Genomic DNA, 19,818 nt, shown 5'->3' with positions numbered 1-19,818 from the left:
TCCGCATCCGCGCGGCACAGCCGGTCCGATAGCGTCCCCCAATGGCCATGATCGAAGTGAACGGCACCCGACTCGGGTACGAGGACACCGGCAACGGCTCCCCGGTTCTCCTGCTGCACGCGGGAATCGCGGACCGCCGGATGTGGCGGGAGCAGGTGCCCGCCCTCGCCACCCGGCACCGGGTGATCACCCTGGACCTGCGTGGATACGGCGACTCGGAACTGCCCCCGGCCCCCTTCGCCCACCACACGGACGTGGTCGGCCTGCTCGACGCGCTGGGTATCGAACGGGCGGCCCTGGTCGGCTGCTCGTTCGGCGGGGCGGTGGCGATCGACACCGCGCTGACCCACCCGGAGCGGGTCACCGCGCTGGCGCTCCTCGGCACCGCCGTGACCGGGTACGAGTGGTCCGACGACACGAACGACCTGTGGGACGCCCTGGTCGGCGAGGTCGACCCGGACGACTACGCGGCCAGCGCCGCCGCCGAGGTGCGGTTCTGGGTGGTCGGTCCGAAGCGGCAGCCAGCGGACGTCGACGCCGCGCTGCTGCGTTTCGCCGAGGAGATGGACGAACGGGCGCTCGCCACGGAACACGTACTCAGCGCGCTCGACGTGACCGTACCGGAGCCGCCCGCCGTCGAACGGCTGGCCGAACTGCGCATGCCGGTCCTGGTGACGGCCGGCGCGGCGGACCTGCCGGACATCAGCCGGCTCGCCGACCTGATCGCCGCGAACGCCCCGGACGCGGTGCGCCTCCCCGACGTACCGGACGCCGCCCACCTGCTCCCGCTGGAACGGCCCGGACCGATCAACGCCGCCCTGCTCGACTTCCTCCCCTGAACCCGGACGCCCCCGTGCGGCCGGGCCGCAGGCCGGGGCCCTGTCGCCGCCCGGGCGGCAGGGCGTCCGGCGCCCCGGGCTGCGGTGCGACTACCAGACCGGACGGACCACGCCGACCGGCACACCCCCGCCGAGCAGCGGAAGCTCGGCGTACTCGGACAGGATCGGGGCGTCCTGGCCGAGCCGACGCAGCGCCGAGACGAGCACGGGCATCCGGGCGCGGGCCGCCCCGTCGTCGATCTTGACGGCGACCGCGCCGACCCCGGGCAGGCCGGCGGCGATGATCCCCTCCGCGCCGACCTTGGCGAGGGTGCCCGGCAGGCCACGCATCAGCCGGCTGTCCTCCGCCCGGGTGCCCCGACGATCTCGGGATTGGCCCGCATCGCGTCGGCGACGCTCCGCTCCGGCGTGCCGGGTTCCGCCTGCACCAGCCGCAGGTACGCCCGGGCCAGCCCGGTCAGGGACACCGCCAGCACCGGGGCCCCGCAGCCGTCCACCCCGACCGCCGCGGCCGGTTCGCCGGTGAACTCCTCGACGGTGGCCCGGAGCCGCTGTTGCAACGGGTGCTCGGGTGCTGGTACCCCTGGGTGGGCCAGCCGGCGGCGAGGCAGGTGAGCAGCATCCCGGTGTGCTTGCCGGAGCAGTTCATCCCGATCGGGGCAGGGCCGCCGCCGGCCAACAGCACCGCGTTCCGGGCGGCCTCGTCTAGGGGCAGGTCGGGCGGGCAGGCCAGCGCCGACTCGTCCAGCCCGGCGGAGGCCAGCAGCGCGGCCACCCGGGCCAGGTGGAACTCCTCCCCGGCGTGGCTGGCCGACGCCAGGGCGAGGTCCGCCGGATCGGTCAGCCGCAGTCCGGCCCGGAGCATGCCGACGCTCTGCATCGGCTTGTTCGCCGACCGGGGGAAGACCGGACCGGCGACGTCACCGGCGCCGGCGAGCACCGCGCCGGACGCGTCCAGCACCACCACCGAGCCCCGGTGGAGGCCCTCCACGAATCCCGACCGGACCACCTCGGCGAGCAGCGCGCCACCTGCGTATGTCGTCCCCACGTGGTGGAACGGTACCGGTGCCACGCTCGCCGCCGCCCGGCCCCCACCTGCGGTTACAGGCCGAGGAGCTGCCGGGCCTCGATCGGGGTCAACGGCGGACGCTGGGCGAGCTGGGCGGCGGCGACCGCGCGGGCGACGAGCTGCATGTTCGACTCGACCGGCTGCCGCCTGGCGTAGGTGACGGTGTCCTCCATGCCGACCCGCAGGTGACCCCCGGTGGCCAGCGAGGCCAGCATCACCGGGATGGTGCTGCGTCCAATGCCGGTGGCCGAGAAGGTGGTGCCCTCCGGCAGGTCCCGCACCGCCTGGCGGCACGCGACCAGCGCCTCGGCGGTGCCCGGCATCCCGCCCGGCACCCCCATCACGAAGTCGACGTGCACGTGCCCGCCGGCCGGCAGCCCGTACTTGCCGAGCAGGCGTTGCAGGGCGGTCAGGTGGCCTAGGTCGAAGATCTCGTACTCGGGGACGACGCCGCGCTCCTGCATCCGGGTGTGCAGGTCGACGATGAACTCCCAGCGGTTGAGGAAGACGTCGTCTCCGAAGTTGACCGTCCCCATGGTGCAGGAGGCCATGTCCGGGCCGGCGTCGAGCACGGCCAGCCGGGCGGCCTCCGGGTCGGTCACCGCGCCACCGGTGGAGAGCTGCACGATCAGCCCGGTGCTCTCCCGCAGCGCGGCCACCGTGTCGCGCAGCCGTCCCTGGTCGAGGGTGGGCTTCGCATCGTCGTCCCGGATGTGGACGTGGATCACGGCGGCACCGATCGCCTCGCACTCCTTGGCGGTCAGCAGCAGTTCGTCGAGGGTCACCGGCAGGGCCGGCACCTCCGCCTTGGCCGACTCGGCACCGGTCGGGGCAACCGTGATCAACGTCCCTGTTGTCATGTCGGCGATCCTAGACCGCAGGTCACGCCAGGTCACTCGTGCGCCACTCGGGAAACGTGTCGTATGAACGTCGATCCAGTTGCAGGGCTGAGGTGGTTGCAGGGCTGAGGTGGTAGCAGGGGACCCCTACTACTCAAAAAGCGGTAACAGGGGTCCCCTGCTACCACCCCAGCGCGGTGCGGTGCAGCGCGGTGCGGTGCGGTCCGGGGCAGCCTGCTACGGCGACGGGGTGGGGTCGATCGCCGCCGCGGCCTCGCCGACCAGGAGGCGGGCGTCGTCGGGCACGTTCCGCTTGACCACGGCGAGGGCGATCTGCCCCAGCTCGAAGTGCTGCACGGCGGTGCCGAGGAAGCCGACCGCCCGGCCGTCCTGGGTCACCGGCGTGCCGGCGGCCGGGAGCCGGTCGCTGGTCACCCCGTCCAGGTGCAGCAGGACGAGGCGACGCGGCGGACGGCCGAGGTTGTGCACCCGGGCCACCGTCTCCTGGCCCCGGTAGCAGCCCTTCGCCAGGTGCACGGCCGGGGCGATCAGGTCCACCTCGGCGGGGATGGTCCGGTGGTCGGTGTCCACCCCGACCCGGGCCCGGCGGGCGGCCACCCGCATCGCCTCGTACGCCCACAGCCCGGCCACCGGCACCCCGGCGCCGCGCAGCGTGCCGACCACATCGTCCATCGACTCCCGGGGGACCAGCAGGTCCACGCCGAGCGGGCCACGTCGCGCCCAGCCACCGGCGGGCAGCGGACGGACGTCGTACCGGGCGGTGGCGCGCGGCGGCACGGAGCCGGTGGCGAACTTCGGACCCGGCACGGCGAGGGTGTCCGGTTCACCCAGCCCGGTCACGCCGAGCGCGCCGAGCGCCTCGGCGGTGTCCGGGCCGACCAGGGAGAGCAGCGCGCGCTCGGCGGTGGCGTCCCGGGGTTCGACCTTGCTGAAGAACCGCATCCGCTCCAGGTACGTCAGCAGACCGGTGGTGCCCCCCGGCTCGGTGTCCAACCAGGTGGTGTCGCCGTCCTCGGCCACCGACGCGTGCTGCTCGACGTGGCCGTTCGGGGAGAGCACGAGCAGTTCGGTGCCCTCGCCGGCGGTCAGGTCGGCCAGGTGCTGGGTGGTCAGGGTGTGCAGCCAGGTGGCCCGTTCCTCGCCGGGCACCGCCACCACGCCCCGGTGCGACCGGTCGACCAGACCCACCCCGGTGGCGAGGGTGCGCTGCTCGCGCAGCGGGTCACCGTAGTGGGCGGCGACGCCGCGTACCCCGGCCGACCGGTGGGCCGGGTCCGGCTGGTCCCGGGTCTCGGTGTCGATGGCCTCGACCGGTACGGCTCCCGCGATCTCGATCATGCCTGTTCCCCGCTTTCACACTGGCTGCTACCACAGTCCCCGCAGATGCCGAAGAGCGCCACGTGCCCGACGTCGGCGGCGAAGCCGCGCTCGGCGAGCAACCGGTCGGCGACCGGACGCAGCAGCTCCGGCTGCACCTCCTCGATCTTGCCGCACTCCCGGCAGACCAGGTGGATGTGCTGGTGCTCACCGGCGGCGTGGTAGGTCGGCGAGCCGTGCGAGAGGTGGGTGTGTTTGACCAGACCCAGCTTCTCCAGCAGTTCCAGTGTGCGGTAGATCGTGGTGATGTTGACCCCGGCGGCCACCTCGCGGACCGCGGTATGCACCTGCTCCGGTGTGGCGTGCTCCAGGTCCAGCACCGCTTGCAGGACCAACTGCCGCTGCGGGGTCAGCCGCAGCCCACGGGAGCGCAACAGCTCGGCGAGGGAGGCTTCGGACACCGTCCGATCATAGATCGGTCTCCGCGTGGGTCCGGCTCTCCACCGCGGTACGCCGCTACGCTCGGCGTTCGTGACCGAACTGAGCGGGACGACGGAGCGGACCCACCAGGCGGAACCGCCCCGGGTGGCGGTGCTGGGCCGGGGTCTCGTGCCAACCGGCGAACCGGTGCTGCGGGGCGACGACCTCGGGGTGCTGCACGGCGACGGGGTCTTCGAGACCATGCACCTGCGGGACGGGCGACCATGGCTGGTCGGCGAACACCTGGCCCGACTCGCTCACGCGGCGGACCGGCTCGACCTGCGGCTTCCCCCGGTCACGGCCCTGCTCGACCTGCTGAACACGATCACCGTCGACTGGCCGGCCGAGGTCGAGGGGGCGCTCCGGCTGGTCTGCACCCGGGGACCGGAGGGCGGCGGCCCGCCGACGGTCTACGCCACGCTGGGCGAGGTGCCGCAGCCGACCCGACGGGCCCGTCGACTCGGAATCTCCGTGGCGACGCTGCCGCTGGGCGTCACCGCCGACTGCCGCGCCACCCTGGACTGGCTGCCGACCGGGTTCAAGTCCACCTCGTACGCGCTGAGCAGCGCCGCCCGCCGGTGGGCGGTCCGGAACGGGGTGGACGACGTGCTCTGGGTCTCCACCGACGGGTACGCCCTGGAGGGGCCGACGGCGAACCTGGTCTGGCTGGAGGGGGACACCCTCTGCACGGTGCCGCCCGCACGGACCGGGATCCTGCCCGGCGTGACCGCCGCCTGGCTGCTGGCGCACGCGCCGGAACTGGGGTTCACCGCGGCGGAGCGGATGATCGCCCCCGGTGACCTGCGCGAGGCCGACGCCGCCTGGTTCACCTCGTCACTACGCGGAATCGCCGAGATCCGCGCCCTCGACGGCATCCCCCTGCACCACTTCCCCTCCCCGCACACCGCCCGCCTCGTGGCCCTCGCTTCGCGGGGTTGACCGAGAGGTTCACGTCAGGGATCCGGGGTCCGGGTGACGCAAACCTCTCGATCAACCGCGAAAGGCGGGGAGATCAGCCGGCGACGCGGGTGAGGCGGGCGGAGAGGTGCGAGGTGAGCGGGTGGCCGACGGCGGCCATGTCCTGGGCGTACAGCAGGGCGCCCTCGACGATGCCGAAGAGGCGGTGACCGGCGGTCACCTCCTTGGCGGTGGCGGTCCGCACCACGGCGTCGGTGACGAACTCGAGCTGGGTGCCCTTGCGCTTCCCGATGTGCAGCTCCATCACCCCGGTGGGGGTGGTCATCAGGGCTTCCAGCTCGTCGGTCGCCCGACCGTCAGCGCCGAGCACCGGTCGCCACCAGCCGACCTCCCGACCGGCCGGGCGCACCGGTCGGCTCTCCTCGTCGAGGATCCACGCCCGGGACTCGTAGTGGAGGAACGGCCGCCCGTCGTGGCTGATCCGGATCTCCTGCGCGAAGTCGAAGTCCTCGATGGTGGGGAAGCCGCCCCGGCCCCGACCCCGCCAGACCCCGACGTACGGCAGCAGGCCGTCCACCGCCGGGTGCAGCTTCGGCCCGACCCGCAGGTCGTGGCTCTCCTCGTACGGGTACGGGTCGACCGGCGGCGCGTTCAGCCACGGCGGCGGGGCCAGGGGGTTGTCGCTGTCGCTCACCGGACCACCTTCGTTCGCGACTGCGGGGCTCGCAGACCCGACTCGCTCCTCACACTCACCAATGACCTCTCGAAATGCGTACGGCAACGTAGACCAGACCACCGGCGAGCGCGCCGAGGCCCGCGACCAGCAGGCTGACGAACCCGATCTCGGTAACCATCGCGGTCATCCTATGCTGGCCCACATGGCACGTACTCTCGTCGTCAAGGTGACCGCCGGCGCGGACGCCCCGGAGCGGTGCGCGCAGGCGTTCACCGTCGCCGCCACCGCCGCAGCGGCCGGGGTGGACGTCTCACTCTGGTTGACCGGTGAGTCGACCTGGTTCGCGCTGCCCGGCCGGGCGCAGGAGTTCGAGCTGCCCCACTCGGCCCCGCTGGCCGAACTGCTGCACGTCATCCTCGCCACGGGGAAGGTCACCGCCTGCACCCAGTGCGCCGCCCGCCGCGACATCGGCCCTGACGACGTGCTGCCCGGGGTACGGATCGCCGGGGCAGCGGTCTTCGTCGAGGAGACGATGGCCGACGGGGCTCAGGCACTGGTCTACTGACGCCTTCCCCGGACGGGACGCACCGGACCCGGACGAACGGCGCACCGCCGATCCCGTCCAGATCTGCCCGATTCGCACCTACCATGCGGATGTGGGTGAGGCGACCGAGCAGTTCTTCGCGTCTCTGCCGGCCCGCGCCCCGGACATCGTTCGCGGACCGATCGACGGGACGATCCAGATCAACCTGTCCGCCGGCGGACGCACCGAGCACTGGTACGTGGTGCTGCGCGACCGGGAGATCCGGGTCAGCCGGGAACAGCGGCCGGCCGACGCGGTCTGGGAGAGCAGTGCCGACCTGTTCGACCTGCTGGTCACCGGCAACGCGCAGGGCGTCGCCGCGATGTTGCGCAACGACACCACGATCAGCGGGAACGTGCTGCTGTTCCTGGTCTTCCGGACCTTCTTCCCCGCACCGCCGGGCACCCGCGATCCACGCACCGTCGTCCGGGAACGGCACACGCCCCCGCCGATCCGGCCACAGAGTGGACGGCCCGAATGAATCGGCTGGTCAGCATCCTCGACGGCAACACCTTCCTGGTGTGCGACGAGCGGGGTGACCTGGAGCCGTCGCTCGACGTCGCGACCGGGTTGTTCTCCTTCGACACCCGATTCCTCTCCACCTGGCAGCTGACCCTCGACGGCGAGCGGTTGCGCACGCTCTCCGTCGACGAGGAGCAGTCGTACCGGACGCGTTTCTTCCTCAGCTCCGACCGGTCGGCGCGCGTCCAGAATTCCAAGGTGTCGGTGATCCGGAGCCGGACCATCGGGGGCGGGCTGGACGAGGAGGTGGCCGTACTCAACCACGCTGGGCGGGACGTGGACTTCACCGTCCGCGTCGACATGGGCTCGGACTTCGCCGACCTGTTCGAGATCAAGGAGGCCCCCCGGCAGAAGGGCAACTCGACGGCGACCATCGGGGCACGGGAGCTGCGGTTGACGTACCGCCGGGGCCGTTTCCTCCGGGAGACGGTCGTCTCGGCCAGCGAGCCCGGCCACATCGACGAGCGGGGCATGACCTTCACGGTCCGGGTGCCGGCGCACGGAGAGTGGAGCACCCGGCTGCACGTGGCGACCATCATCTACGGCGCACGGGGCGAGGACGCGCGGGCGTCCCTGCCGCTCGGCGGCTCCCGCACCCCTGCGGTCATCGAGGCGGAGCACCGCCGGCTGGTCGAGCGCGCACCGAAGCTGGGCTGCGACTTCACGCCGCTGGAGCAGGCGTACCGGCGCAGCCTCAAGGACCTGACCGCGCTGCGCTACGAGTCCCTCGCCCTGGGCGTGCACCTGCTCGCCGCCGGGCTGCCCTGGTTCATGACCCTCTTCGGGCGGGACAGCATGCTGACCGGCCTCCAGATGCTGCCGTTCATGCCGGACCTGGTGCCGCCGACCATGAACCTCCTGGCCGGGCTCCAGGGCGCGCGGCTCGACGACTTCCGCGACGAGGAACCGGGGAAGATCCTGCACGAGCTGCGGTACGGCGAGACCGCCGGCTTCGAGGAACGGCCGCACTCCCCCTACTACGGCGCCGCCGACTCGACGGCACTCTTCGTGATCCTCCTCGACGAGTACGAACGCTGGAGCGGTGACGGCGAACTCGTCCGGGCGCTGGAGTTCTCGGTCCGGCACGCGCTCGACTGGATCGACACCTACGGCGACCTGCTCGGCACCGGCTACATCTGGTACCAGACCCGGAACCCGCACACCGGCCTGGAGAACCAGTGCTGGAAGGATTCCTGGGACTCCATCTCGTACGCCGACGGCCGGCTGCCCGGCTTCCCCCGGGCCACCTGCGAACTCCAGGGCTACGCGTACGACGCGAAGATGCGCGGGGCTCGGCTGGCCAGGACCTTCTTCGGCGACCCGGCCTGGGCCGACCAGCTGGAACGCGGGGCCGCCGCGTTGAAGGAACGCTTCAACCGGGACTTCTGGGTCGCCGACGGCGAGTACTACGCGCTCGCCCTGGACGCCGAGGGCAAACCCGTCGACGCGCTCTCCTCGAACATGGGGCACCTGCTCTGGAGCGGCATCGTGGACGAGGCACGGGCGGGGAAGGTTGCCGAACAGCTGCTCAGCCCGCGTCTCTTCTCCGGGTGGGGGGTGCGGACCCTCGCCACCGACCAGGGGCGGTACAACCCGATCGGGTACCACGTTGGCACGGTCTGGCCGTTCGACAACTCGATCATCGCGTGGGGCCTGTGGCGGTACGGCTTCCGCGAGGAGGCCGGCCGGATCTGCATGGCGATGTGCGAGGCGTCCCGCTACTTCAACGGCCGGCTGCCCGAAGCGTTCGCCGGGTACGACCGCGACCTGACCGACTACCCGGTCGAGTACCCGACCGCGTGCAGCCCGCAGGCCTGGTCGGCGGGGGCGCCGCTGCTGATGCTCCGGGTGCTGCTCGGCCTGGAACCGCATGGCGAGCACCTGATCATCGACCCGGCAGTGCCGCCCGGGATGGGCCGGATCGAGCTGCTCGACATCCCCGGCCGCTGGGGACGCATCGACGCGCTGGGCCGCAGCCGAAACCTGTGACCTCCACGGCCCCGGCGCGGCTCCTCGCGGCTCAGCGGCAGGGGGTCGACGCGGAAACCGACGGTGGGTCGGCGGCCAGGTGGACATGCACGGTGACCGGGCCGCTGCGGTAGGCGTACAGCTCGGGGGTGTCGACCACGGCGGGGCCGGTGGCCAGCGGCGCGAGCACGCCCGCCGCCGAGGTCGGGGCCGCTCCCGGGCCGGCGGTGGCCCAGGCGGTGCGGATGCTGCCGCCGTCGGGGCAGGGCGCGTCGACCAGTTCCGGCCCGCCGGCAGCCGGTCGGCCCAGCGCCCGCAGCGCCGCGCCGACCGCGTCGACCTCGGCGTCCGCGCCGCTGACCGGTGTTGGCCGGTACCCGGCACCGAGCGGACGACAGCCGGTGTCGGCGGTCAGCCGTACGATGCCCGCCTCGCGCTCCTGCCCGCGTACGGTAACGAAATCCCCCGCGTCGGCCCGCAGCCGGATCCCTTCGCGGGTGAGCAGCACGACGGCGCGGTAGCGGTCCGGCAGCGCCTCGGCGATCCGGTCGAGCAGCGCCTTGGGCTCCTCCCCGACCACCCGCACGTCGACCCCGCGTTCCAGGGTGCTCCCGTCCTCGAACGGAGTGATCCGGCAGCCCCGTTCGACCGTGGACGGCGTCAACTCGATCAGCGCGTCCGGCCCCGCAGCGGCGGCCAGGTCGCCGATCGTCCGGTCCACCACCGGCCCGGCCTGCGCCAGCGTTCGCTGCTCGCGTACGGTCGGCCCGTCCTCGCGGACGGAGTACCAGGTCAGCGTGGCCAGCAGCACCCCCCAGAGCACGGTGGCGACGACCAGCCAGCGGGGCCACCCGCGCTCCGGTCGGGTGGGACCGTTCGGTGGGGCGTACCCGGGCTGGACAGCAGCGCTCACCCGGCCATGGTGTCACGCGTCCCGGCCAGGCCGACGCGGGGCGGTCGGACGGCTCCCGGCCTCTGAGTAACCGGGAGGGGACCAATGGGGTTGAGCAGGTGTGTGGGGTGCGGCCGGCACCACCGCGCCCCACCACCCTCACCCTCCAGGTGGACGCGGTGGTGCTGGTCGACGGCGGCACCGACATCCTCATGCGCGGCGACGAGGCCGGCCTCGGTACTCCCGTCGAGGACATGACCAGTCTCGGCGCGGTCGCCGGTCTCGACGTACGACGAAGCTGGTGGTCTGCCTCGGGTTCGGCATCGACGCGTACCACGGCGTCAACCACACGCAGGTGCTGGAGAACATCGCCGCCCTCGACCGGGACGGCTCCTACCTGGGCGCGCTGTCCATCCCGGGCACCAGCCGGGAGGCGCGGATGTACCGGGAGGCGGTCGCGTACGGGCAGGCCGCCACCCCGCTACGGCCCAGCATCGTGCACGGGCAGATCGCCGCCGCCACCCTCGGCGCGGACGGGGACGTGCACGCGGGCACCCGCACCCGGGGCAGCACGCTGTTCGTCAACCCACTGATGGCGGTGTACTTCAGCTTCGACCTGGACGGCCTGGCCCGCCGTTCGCTGTACCTGGACCGCCTGGAGCACACGGTCGGCGTACGGCAGGTCGCGTCACGCATCGAGGAGTTCCGCGAAGAGATCGAGCGGCGCCCAGCCCGAATGTTCCCGCACTGAGCATCCGCCGGTCTCCTCGCCTTCGATCGTGGTGGCAAGCGGCCCCCACAGGGGCCGTTCCGCACCACGATCACCCCGCCAACCTCACCCCGTGCAGGCGCCGCGCCTGGAGTGGATCTTCGGGACGTGCAGGTCACCCATACACTGCTGGTGATCCACAGCCCAAACGGGCTGATTCACGAAGAAGGGATATCCAGTGGCGAATCTTCTGCGTCGTCCCCGCGTCCGCAGCCTCCTGGCCGCCACCGCCGTGGCCGGCGGCCTCGTCCTCGGCCTGGCCACGCCCGCGCAGGCGGACTACACCAGCCCGATCTACCCGACCCTGAGTGCCTGCAAGGCCGCCCGGCCGAGCTACGTCTCGTCGTGGACATCGCCCCAGGCCTGTTACCCCATGTACAACTGGAACGGCACCAAGGTGGTCGGCTACGCCTTCCTGGTGAAGACCCGCTACTGAGCCGTCACGGCAGACCGGAGTCGGGGTGGCGGTGTTGCCTAGGGAACACCGCCACCCCGACTCCGGTCGGACGATCTCCACCCCACGCACGTGATCCGGAGTCCTGGCGCACTACGTAACCGGCGCGGCGCTCACCGAGGCGACCTGGCAGCGCAGCGCGGACCCGCAGGCCCAGACGGAAGCCCGGCGGCACATCACCGCGAACCCCGCCGCCTACCCGACGCTCAACTCATCGGGCCACCTCGACACCGCCCGCTGGAGCGACGACGACCTCTTCGAAAGCGGCCTCGACCTCATCCTGGCGGGCACACCACGACAGGACGGCGAGTAACCACCACCAGGGGCGCGGGCCCCTCCGAAGTCCTGGCAGCTCAGCTACACGACACGCCGGAGCCATTCCACCGCAGCCGGCCACAAGTCGCCGCCCCGTGACAGTCGACCGATCACCCGTCGACGCCACACACCACGGTCACCCCGCCAACCTCACGGCTTCCGCATCCACGTGGCCGGATCAGTGACGAAGACACCCTTGCCCTGGTGGCGGTCGATGACCTCCAGCGCTTCGAGGCGCACGAAGACCAGACGGATGGTCGACGCGCTGACCTTGTGCAACTCGCACAGTTCCGCGATCGATGGCAGCTTGTCGCCCGGCTTGACCCGTCCGCTCCGGACGTCGGACATGATCACGTTGGCGATCTTGAAGTAATCCGGCAATGCAGGCATAGCACTCCTCGCGTGGCACCTCCATTCGATCACGCCAGCGGCATGCGGAACAAGATGAAGTCGCGAAGGGTGCGGATGTTGACTAGCGCACCTTCTGTACCTATGTTGGTTACAGAGCGCTCCTCGCGTGGCAACGAACGGCGCTCATCCCCCGTCGGGGCGGGTTGCTCACGGCATGACGGCCCGCCCCGACCTCACGACTCGACCCCGGCACCAGTTCGGCCGGGGTCTCCTCGGCAAGGGTGGTGGTCCGACCATGCGCAATCTCCTTCGCCGGCTCCGACGCGGCGGTCCCTCCCGACCCACGACCGCCCGGCACCGGGCACCGGACCGGACACGGCCGGTCGGCGCTACCAACGCCGGGCGGCACTACCGGTCGGCGGCGTACCGACCACTGTGCGCGGGACGGGTTCGGGATCGGCGGTTCACGCTGGTCCGGCGGGGCCTGGACCCCGGCGAGGTGACCGCCTTCCTGCACCAGGTGGCCGACGACCTCACCGAACTGCACGCGGAACTGGACCGGATCCGGGACGAGAACATCCACATCAAACGGTCGCTGCGGGACTGGCAGTCGCGTTTCGCACCCCGGGTGTACCGGTGAGCGGGGGCGAACGGTTCGTCGTACACCTGACGGTGGTGGCGGACGGCCTGGCCGGCGCGCACGTGCTGGCCCGCGCACTGAGCCGGTCGCTGGCGTTCCTGCCGCAGGTGAGCATCGGCGAGACGACGGTCTCGCGGGAAGGTGACCTCAGCGTGCAGCACGCCGTCTTCTGTGACCGGCGGTTGGCGCACGGCCGGCGCTGCGTCCTACGCCCCGGACACCTGAACGACTGCGTCTCGCGGCTACGGATCTCCACCTGACCACCCGGTGATCGACTCCGTTTCGCCGAAACGGCGCCATCCCAGTGATCCGGACACCCCCGTTTTGGCGAAATGGCGCCCTGCGCAGGCCGGGCGGGCCGGGCAGAGGCGAGGCCAGGGCGGGGCCGGGGCGTGCGTAGGCCCCCGGTCGCAGTGAGGGTGCGGCCGGGGGCCTACGTGTGGGGGTCGCGTCAGTTGGCGACGGTGACGGTCACCTCGTTGATGCCCCGGGCGGCGGCGACGGGGGTGTCCCCGTTGCCGTGCCGGGAGAGGGCACGCAGCGTCCAGGTGCCCGGCGCGGCGAAGAACCGGAACTGGCCGGCGGCCGAGGTGACCACCTCGGCGGTGAACTCACCGGTCGAGTCGAGCAGCCGGACGTACGCGCCCGGCACGACCTCGCCCGCGTCGGAGCGGACGACGCCGGTGATGACGGTTTCCTTCTCCAGGTCGAGGCTCGCGGGCAGCGGAGCCGCCTGGTCCGGCGCGGCGCAACCGGCGGCGGTGGGTGCTGTCATGGCTCAGGCCTCCCCGGGCTCGTCACCGAGCGCGACCGGCACGCCGACCAGCGAGCCGTACTCGGTCCAGGATCCGTCGTAGTTCTTCACGTTCTGGTGGCCGAGCAGCTCCTGGAGCACGAACCAGGTGTGCGAGGAGCGCTCGCCGATCCGGCAGTAGGCGATGGTCTCCTTGCCGTCGTCCAGCCCGGCGGCGGCGTAGATCTTGCGCAGCTCGTCGTCGGACTTGAACGTGCCGTCCTCGTTGGCCGCCTTGGACCACGGGACGCTGATCGCGGTGGGCACGTGGCCGGCCCGCTGCGCCTGCTCCTGCGGCAGGTGGGCGGGGGCGAGCAGCCGGCCCGCGTACTCGTCGGGGCTGCGCACGTCGACCAGGTTCTTGGTGCCGATCGCGGCGACGATCTCGTCGCGGAAGGCGCGGATGGTGTTGTCCGGCTCCTGCGCGACGTACTGGGTCTGCGGGCGCTCGACCTTGTCGGTGACGAGCGGACGGGCGTCCAGCTCCCACTTCTTGCGGCCGCCGTCGAGCAGCTTGACGTCGCCGTGGCCGTAGAGCTTGAAGTACCAGTACGCGTACGCGGCGAACCAGTTGTTGTTGCCGCCGTACAGGATGACGACGTCGTCGTTGCCGATGCCGCGCTCGGAGAGCAGCGCCTCGAACTGGACCTTGTTGACGAAGTCCCGGCGGACCGGGTCCTGGAGGTCGGTCTTCCAGTCGAGCTTGATGGCGCCGGCGATGTGGCCGGTGTCGTAGGCCGAGGTGTCCTCGTCGACCTCGACGAAGACGACGCCCGGGGCGTCGATGTTCTTCTCGGCCCACTCGGCCGAGACGAGTGCGGTGTCGCGACTCATCGGATCACTCCCTGGTGAGGATTGGTGGTGAGTCGACGCGCGGGGGGGATGTTCGGTGTCTGTCGCACCACGCGCGGGACCCAGAACGGACGGATCACGGGTTGGATGCGACGGCGCCGCTGCCGGGCGAAAGAGGAGAACCGGGGGCTCGGGAACACCGCCGGTGGCCGCTACACAGCCGTTTGCAGCTCCGTCGTCAGATGACGGAGCGACACAGGCAGGTGGCCACGCGGCACAGGTCGACCGCGCGCCGTTTGGTGAGGAGCGTCCCCATGACCACGGAGCCTACCAGCGACTCCACGTCCTGCCACCGGTCCGACCAGCATCCGGGACGTCCGAGCAGGCCGTTCGGACGTGGTTCGCGCCACACTCCGGCCGGCGTCCCGGGGTGGCGCGGCGGGCGGACAACCGAGCGCCACGCCCGCCCAAAGGCGGTGCGCATCGGCCGTCGGGGGCGGAGCGCCGCAGCCGTCTGGGGGGCGAAACAGCCGGCGGCCCCGGGGTGGAGGACCACCGCCGGGGCCGTCGGGTCACGGAGAACCGCGGGGCCGGACTCAGCCGGCCGAGCTGATCGGTACGTCCTTGGCGTCGGCGGTGACCGCGAGCCCCTCGGGCAGTGGGCGGACCTCCCGCACGGTGAGCTGGAACGGCAGGTCCGGCAGGGGTACGTCGATGGAGATGCTGCGCGCGTAGTTGTTGAGCAGCACCCGGGCCATCGGCACGTTCGGCAGGCCCTCGGCGTCGAGGTCGCTGAAGCTCAGCGCGATCTTCCCCTGCTCGTTGACCTTGACCTCGGCGGTGCCGTTGACCGTCAGCTTCTGCCCGAGGATGTCCACCGGCGCAGTGACGGTCAGCTTGCCGTCCTTCTCGCCGAGCTTCAGGCCGGGACGGTCGAGGACGGCGGCCAGGCTGTCGTAGCTGACCGTGCCGGTGCCGTCGACCCGCTCGGCCACCACCTCACCCTGGCCGGACCGGATGGTGTCCAGCGACGCGGAGACGCCCCGGGCGTCCACGTCCAGTTCCGGCAGGTTGACCGAGTTGCCCTCGACGGTGCCCTGGACGTCGCGCAGTCGGATGGTGATGCGCTCGTACTTCCCGTCGAGCACCTGGGTGAGGAAGGGGAAACCGCCGACCTCGACCTCCGGCGGCTGCGCGCTGGCGTCCTGCTGGGTCAGCTCCTGTCGTACCTGGTCGGCGATGGCGTCCTCGGCGACCCCGGCGGCGATCCGGTCGGCCACCACAGCCAGCCCCACCAGGATCAGGAGCAGGACGAGCAGGCCGATAAGGATCTTGAGACCCCGCCGTCGGGGCCGTTCTTCGTACGCCGGGTAGGCCTCGGTCACGCCGCCTCCACTCTCACGTCCCTGTGTCGCCTCACGACACAGCGTTGGTACCCGATGGGCCCACGCCCCAACCGTGGGCGGGGGACGCGGGTCAGAGGAACAGTACGCACATGAGGTAGGCGGCCGGCGCGGCGAGGGCGATCCCGCCGAGCGGCCCCTGCATGTGCCGCGCGATCCAGAAGGTGGGCGGCTCGCCGGCCATCAGCCGGCCCGCCTCGGCGTACCCGACGGCGAGATCCGCCAGGACGGCGGTGGCGGCGGCGACCAGGCCGACCAGCGCGGCGCTGGTCGGGGTGAAGCCGACCAGGAAGCTGCCGAGCACACCGCTGGTGAGGGTGCCGAGCATCGCGCCGAGCACCACGCCGGCCGCGCCCCGGGGCACCTGCGGGGCGAGTCGCGGCCAGGGCAGCACCGCGTCGGTGATCCGCGCCACGGTGAGCGCCAGCGCGGTGGCGGTCAGGCCGACCGTGATGGTCTGGGTGCCGGCCGGGATCCGGCTCAGAGGTAGCAGGGTGGCGAACCCGACCACGCCGGCCACGACGAGCAGGTTGGTGCGGAACGAGTCGGTGACCCGCCGCCGGTCGGCCTGGCGGACGAGCTGGCCGAGCACCGTGACGACGAAGCCGCCCGCCGCGACGTAGAGCAGCGGGACGAGCCGGGCCTCGGCCGACCGTACGGCGACCGTGTCGGCGGTCGCGGCGGTGGCCGCGCCGACCAGGGCGACGACCAGCAGGGCCGGTGGGCGGGTGGCCATCGTCCAGGCCAGGACGAACAACAACTGCACGCCGAAGATCACGATCGCGAAGGGCAGCCGGTGGCCGGGGCCGGTGGTCTGCGCGGCGAGCACCAGGCCGAGCCCGAGCAACAGGGCGAAGCCGGCGACGGTCAGCGACAGCCGCTTGTTGACCTCGACCGGCTCGATCTCCTCCTCGTCGAACTCGTCGTCGTCATCGTCGTCGACCTCGTCCGGCCGATACACCGACGGACCGCCGATACGGAAGCGGCGGGGGCCGCGCCGCTTGCGCGGAGCCACGAAGTCGTCGAGGTCCGGGCCGGTACGCGGCGGGGGGAAGCCGGCCGGTGGCCCGTCCTCGGACCAGGGGTCGCGACCGGCGCCGGCAGAGACGGAGGGAAACACCACCCGATCGTGCCAGACCTCACCACGTGCCGGGCGGACGCCGTTTCACGGACGTAAAAACCTGGGCCGCAAGTGTGGGCAACCCCGGCAAACGGGAAATGATCCCGAGGTCAACCGCAGGCGATCGGTTAGTCTCAAGTCCTGATCCGCCCGCCAGCGACGCCGGGACCAGGAGTTTCTCAGCGCCGCGCCCAGTCCGGGTGCCGTCGCTGGTCGCGCGGCCGACGCCGCCGGGACGGAGGTGATCGTGTGGAGATCCTGTTGCTGGTGACCGCACGCGCAGGCGAACCATCCGCCGTACTACCGGCGCTCGATCTACTGCCCCACTCGGTCCGGACCGCGCCGCGTGACGTGCGGACCCTGGTCGCCGGCCCCAGCCCGGACGCCGTCCTGGTGGACGCCCGGTCGGAGCTGAGTGAGGCCCGGGCGACCTGCCGCATGCTGCACGCCACCGGGCTGGGGGTGCCGCTGGTCGCGGTGGTCACCGAGTCCGGGCTGATCGCGCTCAACGCCGACTGGGGGGTCGACGACGTCATCCTCGCCAGCGCCGGGCCGGCCGAGGTGGAGGCCCGGTTGCGGCTGGTGGTCGGCCGGTTGAGCAACGCCACCGCCGGGACGGGGGGTTCGATCCGGGCCGGCGAGCTGACCATCGACCCGGACACCTACGCGGCGAAGCTCAAGGGACGCCCGCTCGACCTCACCTACAAGGAGTTCGAGCTGCTGAAGTTCCTCGCTCAGCACCCGGGTCGGGTGTTCACCCGCGACCAACTCCTCCGCGAGGTGTGGGGGTACGACTACTTCGGCGGCACCCGTACCGTCGACGTGCACGTCCGTCGGCTGCGGGCCAAGCTCGGCTCGGAGTACGAGTCGATGATCGGCACCGTTCGACAGGTGGGCTACAAGTTCGTCGTCCCGCCGTCGCGCTCGCTGCCGGACGCGGAGACCGCACCTCTACCCGTATGAACCTTTTGCCCTCTTCCGGGGATTAGTTTCGGAATGCCTCTCTTGTTCGGTAGGTCGCTCCCTAACGTGACGGGCGAACCAGCCGGAGAAGGGAGCGACGGTGCGTGCGACAACCGAACGAGCGACGGGTGGTGTCGACCATCCACCCCGCTCAGGTGGACCTGATCGACCCTGGCCATCCGGCGCGTCGACCGGCCGGGGTGCCTGATGCGCGCCGCGTCGCCGCCCCGCGCCCTGTGGATCGTGGCGCTGGTGACCGCCGGGCTGCTCGGCTCGGCGTACGCCATCGGCTACAGCCTGATGGGACACCAGAGCACCCCGGACATCGCCGCCCCGAGTGACTCACCGCACCAGTTCGCCAACCAGCCGCCGGCGACCAGCGCCGCCCCGGAGGGCAGCCCGAGCCCGGCCGGGCCGACGGCCGACAACGCCGACCAGGACGGCCCCTTCGGCACCCAGATGACCACCGGCACCGGACAGGTGACGCTCACCTTCGACGACGGGCCGGACCCGAACTACACCCCGCAGGCGCTGGCCGCGCTGCGGGCGTACCGCGTGACCGCAACCTTCTGCCTGGTCGGCGAGAACGTCCAGGCACACCCCGACCTGGTCCGCGCGATCGTGGCCGACGGGCACACCCTCTGCAACCACACCTGGAACCACGACGTGACCCTCGGCAGCCAGTCGTACGAGTCGATCAGGGCCGACCTGCTCCGCACCAACGAGGCCATCCGGGCGGCCGTGCCGGACGCCCGCATCGCGTACTACCGGCAACCCGGCGGGGCCTGGACGTACCCGGTGGTGTCGGTCTCCCGCGACCTCGGCATGGTGCCGCTGCACTGGACGGTCGACCCGGCGGACTGGGAGACCCCGGGCGCGGCCAGCATCGCCGGCATGGTGAACGCCAGCACGGTGCCCGGCTCGGTCGTGCTGCTGCACGACGCGGGCGGCGACCGGCAGGGCACGGTGGATGCGCTGTACCACATCCTGCCGAACCTCACCAGCCGCTTCCAGGTCGCCGCCCTGCCACCCGACCTGTGACCCGTCCCGGCGGACCCGGGTGCACGGACCGACACGGTCGACCTGTGACCGGTCCCGGCGGGCTCGGGTGCCCGGGCCGTCCAGGCCGGGGAACCGCTACCGTGGCGGAGTGACAGACGGCGGGGTGACGGGCGCCCGGGTGGACCGGGACGATCGGCTGGACGCGACGGCGGTCGCCGACGTCCTGACGTTGGCGCGGATCGCCGGGGACGCCGACGGCGCGGACCCGCTGGACGAGGCGGTGCTGCTCCGGCTGCGGGACCCCCGGGCCGCCGCGGTCCACCTCACCGCGCGGACACCCGACGGCCTGCTCGTCGGGTACGCGCACCTCGACATCACCGCCCCGGCCGAGGGAGTCGGCCTCGACCTGGTGGTGCACCCGGCGTACCGGCGGCACCGGCTGGGCCGGGCGCTCGCGACGACGGCCCTGGCCGAGGCCGGCACACTGCCGGTCCGGGTCTGGGCGCACGGTGACCACCCGGCCGCCGCCGCCCTCGCCGTCGACCTCGGCTTCGGTCGCGCCCGGGTGCTGTGGCAGATGCGCCGGTCGTTGACCGTGCCGCCGCCCGCGCCAGCCCTGCCCGACGGGGTGACGCTGCGCGCCTTCCGGCCCGGCACGGACGACGACGCCTGGCTGGCGCTGAACGCGCGGGCCTTCGCCGACCATCCCGAGCAGGGTCGGTGGACCGCCGACGACCTACGGGTACGCCTCAGCGAGCCGTGGTTCGACCCGGCCGGCTTCCTGCTCGCCGTGGAGGAGTCGACCGGCCGACTGCTCGGTTTCCACTGGACCAAGGTCCACGAGTACGCCGGCGCGACCCCGATCGGGGAGGTCTACGTGCTCGGGGTGGACCCGACGGCGCACCGGGGCGGGCTGGGCCGGGTGCTGACCGCCGCCGGGCTGGCGTACCTGCGCGAGCAGCGGGGCCTGCGTCGGGTGATGCTCTATGTGGACGAGTCGAACACCGCCGCGGTGGCCCTGTACCAGCGGCTCGGCTTCGCCCACTGGTGCGCGCACGTCAACTACCACCGCGGCTGATCCACAAGGCGGAC

At 72.2% G+C, this 19,818-nt stretch carries 25 protein-coding genes and 1 pseudogene; 13 read left to right on the top strand and 13 right to left on the bottom strand.

The genetic code is table 11. The annotated features are described in order from the left end of the window. Positions 1-41: 41 nt before the first annotated feature. Complete coding sequence (locus GA0074692_RS28255; RefSeq protein ID WP_091649697.1) at positions 42-839, top strand: alpha/beta fold hydrolase; 798 nt, start codon at positions 42-44, stop codon at positions 837-839. A 90-nt stretch (positions 840-929) separates the two neighbouring features. Here the strand turns inward: GA0074692_RS28255 and GA0074692_RS28250 are convergent. The 4 genes and pseudogenes from GA0074692_RS28250 to GA0074692_RS28235 all read right to left on the bottom strand — a co-directional run bounded on the left by GA0074692_RS28250 (position 930) and on the right by GA0074692_RS28235 (position 4,546). Next, positions 930-1,887 (bottom strand): annotated as a pseudogene (locus GA0074692_RS28250) (asparaginase). A gap of 53 nt (positions 1,888-1,940) precedes the next feature. After that, on the bottom strand, positions 1,941-2,768 hold the full coding sequence (locus GA0074692_RS28245) for a beta-keto acid cleavage family enzyme (RefSeq protein WP_091649693.1): 828 nt from the start codon (positions 2,766-2,768) through the stop codon (positions 1,941-1,943). Positions 2,769-2,984: 216 nt separating this feature from the next. Continuing rightward, entirely contained in the window at positions 2,985-4,106 is a 1,122-nt protein-coding gene (ygfZ, locus tag GA0074692_RS28240) for a CAF17-like 4Fe-4S cluster assembly/insertion protein YgfZ (RefSeq protein ID WP_091649689.1), read from the bottom strand. Further along, positions 4,103-4,546, bottom strand: a complete 444-nt coding sequence (locus GA0074692_RS28235; RefSeq protein WP_091649687.1) for a Fur family transcriptional regulator — start codon at positions 4,544-4,546, stop codon at positions 4,103-4,105. The genes ygfZ and GA0074692_RS28235 overlap by 4 nt, the downstream gene beginning before the upstream one ends. Positions 4,547-4,625: 79 nt before the next feature. Here GA0074692_RS28235 and GA0074692_RS28230 point away from each other — a divergent pair, with 79 nt between their 5' ends. After that, a complete protein-coding gene (locus GA0074692_RS28230) occupies positions 4,626-5,504 on the top strand; it encodes an aminotransferase class IV (protein WP_245730773.1) in 879 nt (292 codons plus the stop codon). Positions 5,505-5,577: 73 nt separating this feature from the next. Here the strand turns inward: GA0074692_RS28230 and GA0074692_RS28225 are convergent, their stop codons facing one another. Both GA0074692_RS28225 and mtfM read right to left on the bottom strand, forming a co-directional pair. Further along, positions 5,578-6,177: a heme-binding beta-barrel domain-containing protein gene (locus GA0074692_RS28225; protein WP_091649685.1), complete on the bottom strand. Its 600-nt coding sequence runs from the start codon at positions 6,175-6,177 to the stop codon at positions 5,578-5,580. Between the two features lie 55 nt (positions 6,178-6,232). Then, positions 6,233-6,337 carry a small membrane protein MtfM gene (gene mtfM, locus GA0074692_RS36605; protein ID WP_269148487.1) on the bottom strand — a complete coding sequence of 35 codons (105 nt, stop codon included), beginning with the start codon at positions 6,335-6,337 and terminating at the stop codon, positions 6,233-6,235. Positions 6,338-6,349: 12 nt separating this feature from the next. On the opposite strand from mtfM, the gene GA0074692_RS28220 reads away from it, so the two are divergent. From GA0074692_RS28220 to GA0074692_RS28210, 3 genes are all read left to right on the top strand, one after another. Further along, positions 6,350-6,724 carry a DsrE family protein gene (locus GA0074692_RS28220; protein ID WP_091649682.1) on the top strand — a complete coding sequence of 125 codons (375 nt, stop codon included), beginning with the start codon at positions 6,350-6,352 and terminating at the stop codon, positions 6,722-6,724. Positions 6,725-6,815: 91 nt separating this feature from the next. Further along, positions 6,816-7,223: an SCP2 sterol-binding domain-containing protein gene (locus GA0074692_RS28215; protein ID WP_091649679.1), complete on the top strand. Its 408-nt coding sequence runs from the start codon at positions 6,816-6,818 to the stop codon at positions 7,221-7,223. Next, positions 7,220-9,253, top strand: coding sequence for an amylo-alpha-1,6-glucosidase (locus tag GA0074692_RS28210; RefSeq protein WP_091649675.1), 2,034 nt, complete (start codon positions 7,220-7,222; stop codon positions 9,251-9,253). The genes GA0074692_RS28215 and GA0074692_RS28210 overlap by 4 nt, the downstream gene beginning before the upstream one ends. A 31-nt stretch (positions 9,254-9,284) precedes the next feature. Here the strand turns inward: GA0074692_RS28210 and GA0074692_RS28205 are convergent, their stop codons facing one another. Continuing rightward, complete coding sequence (locus GA0074692_RS28205; protein ID WP_091649672.1) at positions 9,285-10,145, bottom strand: hypothetical protein; 861 nt, start codon at positions 10,143-10,145, stop codon at positions 9,285-9,287. A 280-nt stretch (positions 10,146-10,425) separates the two neighbouring features. On the opposite strand from GA0074692_RS28205, the gene GA0074692_RS36265 reads away from it, so the two are divergent. From GA0074692_RS36265 to GA0074692_RS28190, 3 genes are all read left to right on the top strand, one after another. Beyond that, positions 10,426-10,875, top strand: coding sequence for a hypothetical protein (locus tag GA0074692_RS36265; protein ID WP_245730794.1), 450 nt, complete (start codon positions 10,426-10,428; stop codon positions 10,873-10,875). Positions 10,876-11,071: 196 nt separating this feature from the next. Next, on the top strand, positions 11,072-11,329 hold the full coding sequence (locus tag GA0074692_RS28195; RefSeq protein ID WP_245730492.1) for a hypothetical protein: 258 nt from the start codon (positions 11,072-11,074) through the stop codon (positions 11,327-11,329). A 103-nt stretch (positions 11,330-11,432) separates the two neighbouring features. Then, the gene (locus GA0074692_RS28190) at positions 11,433-11,660 is read left to right on the top strand and encodes a TetR/AcrR family transcriptional regulator C-terminal domain-containing protein (RefSeq protein ID WP_091654213.1); all 228 of its coding nucleotides are present in this window, start codon (positions 11,433-11,435) and stop codon (positions 11,658-11,660) included. A 152-nt stretch (positions 11,661-11,812) separates the two neighbouring features. Here the strand turns inward: GA0074692_RS28190 and GA0074692_RS28185 are convergent, their stop codons facing one another. After that, positions 11,813-12,052 (bottom strand): winged helix-turn-helix domain-containing protein, encoded by a 240-nt coding sequence (locus GA0074692_RS28185; protein WP_091649669.1) that lies wholly within the window; start codon positions 12,050-12,052, stop codon positions 11,813-11,815. Positions 12,053-12,308: 256 nt separating this feature from the next. Between GA0074692_RS28185 and GA0074692_RS28180 the strand changes: the two genes are divergently transcribed. Together GA0074692_RS28180 and GA0074692_RS28175 are read left to right on the top strand one after the other, a co-directional pair. Then, complete coding sequence (locus GA0074692_RS28180) at positions 12,309-12,653, top strand: DivIVA domain-containing protein (RefSeq protein WP_091654211.1); 345 nt, start codon at positions 12,309-12,311, stop codon at positions 12,651-12,653. Next, positions 12,650-12,913, top strand: coding sequence for a hypothetical protein (locus GA0074692_RS28175; protein WP_091649665.1), 264 nt, complete (start codon positions 12,650-12,652; stop codon positions 12,911-12,913). Before GA0074692_RS28180 ends, GA0074692_RS28175 begins: the two co-directional genes overlap by 4 nt. 191 nt (positions 12,914-13,104) lie before the next feature. Here the strand turns inward: GA0074692_RS28175 and GA0074692_RS28170 are convergent, their stop codons facing one another. From GA0074692_RS28170 to GA0074692_RS28155, 5 genes are all read right to left on the bottom strand, one after another. Beyond that, positions 13,105-13,428, bottom strand: a complete 324-nt coding sequence (locus tag GA0074692_RS28170) for a DUF1416 domain-containing protein (protein ID WP_091649662.1) — start codon at positions 13,426-13,428, stop codon at positions 13,105-13,107. A 3-nt stretch (positions 13,429-13,431) separates the two neighbouring features. Then, positions 13,432-14,280 carry a sulfurtransferase gene (locus GA0074692_RS28165; RefSeq protein ID WP_091649658.1) on the bottom strand — a complete coding sequence of 283 codons (849 nt, stop codon included), beginning with the start codon at positions 14,278-14,280 and terminating at the stop codon, positions 13,432-13,434. 196 nt (positions 14,281-14,476) lie between these two features. Beyond that, positions 14,477-14,554 (bottom strand): Ms5788A family Cys-rich leader peptide, encoded by a 78-nt coding sequence (locus GA0074692_RS36765; protein ID WP_331214547.1) that lies wholly within the window; start codon positions 14,552-14,554, stop codon positions 14,477-14,479. A gap of 280 nt (positions 14,555-14,834) precedes the next feature. Beyond that, the gene (locus GA0074692_RS28160) at positions 14,835-15,623 is read right to left on the bottom strand and encodes an LmeA family phospholipid-binding protein (RefSeq protein ID WP_091649655.1); all 789 of its coding nucleotides are present in this window, start codon (positions 15,621-15,623) and stop codon (positions 14,835-14,837) included. Between the two features lie 91 nt (positions 15,624-15,714). Then, positions 15,715-16,761 carry a hypothetical protein gene (locus tag GA0074692_RS28155; protein ID WP_091654209.1) on the bottom strand — a complete coding sequence of 349 codons (1,047 nt, stop codon included), beginning with the start codon at positions 16,759-16,761 and terminating at the stop codon, positions 15,715-15,717. Positions 16,762-17,010: 249 nt separating this feature from the next. Here GA0074692_RS28155 and GA0074692_RS28150 point away from each other — a divergent pair, with 249 nt between their 5' ends. The 3 genes from GA0074692_RS28150 to mshD all read left to right on the top strand — a co-directional run bounded on the left by GA0074692_RS28150 (position 17,011) and on the right by mshD (position 19,804). Then, a complete protein-coding gene (locus GA0074692_RS28150; RefSeq protein WP_091649651.1) occupies positions 17,011-17,724 on the top strand; it encodes a winged helix-turn-helix transcriptional regulator in 714 nt (237 codons plus the stop codon). A gap of 207 nt (positions 17,725-17,931) precedes the next feature. After that, positions 17,932-18,765 carry a polysaccharide deacetylase family protein gene (locus GA0074692_RS28145; protein ID WP_091649647.1) on the top strand — a complete coding sequence of 278 codons (834 nt, stop codon included), beginning with the start codon at positions 17,932-17,934 and terminating at the stop codon, positions 18,763-18,765. Between the two features lie 109 nt (positions 18,766-18,874). Further along, positions 18,875-19,804 (top strand): mycothiol synthase, encoded by a 930-nt coding sequence (gene mshD, locus GA0074692_RS28140; RefSeq protein ID WP_245730491.1) that lies wholly within the window; start codon positions 18,875-18,877, stop codon positions 19,802-19,804. Positions 19,805-19,818: the final 14 nt, after the last annotated feature.

Origin of the sequence: Micromonospora pallida (assembly GCF_900090325.1) — a bacterium.
Classification (GTDB): Bacteria; Actinomycetota; Actinomycetes; order Mycobacteriales; family Micromonosporaceae; genus Micromonospora; species Micromonospora pallida.
This window is presented reverse-complemented; position numbering and strand designations above follow the sequence as displayed.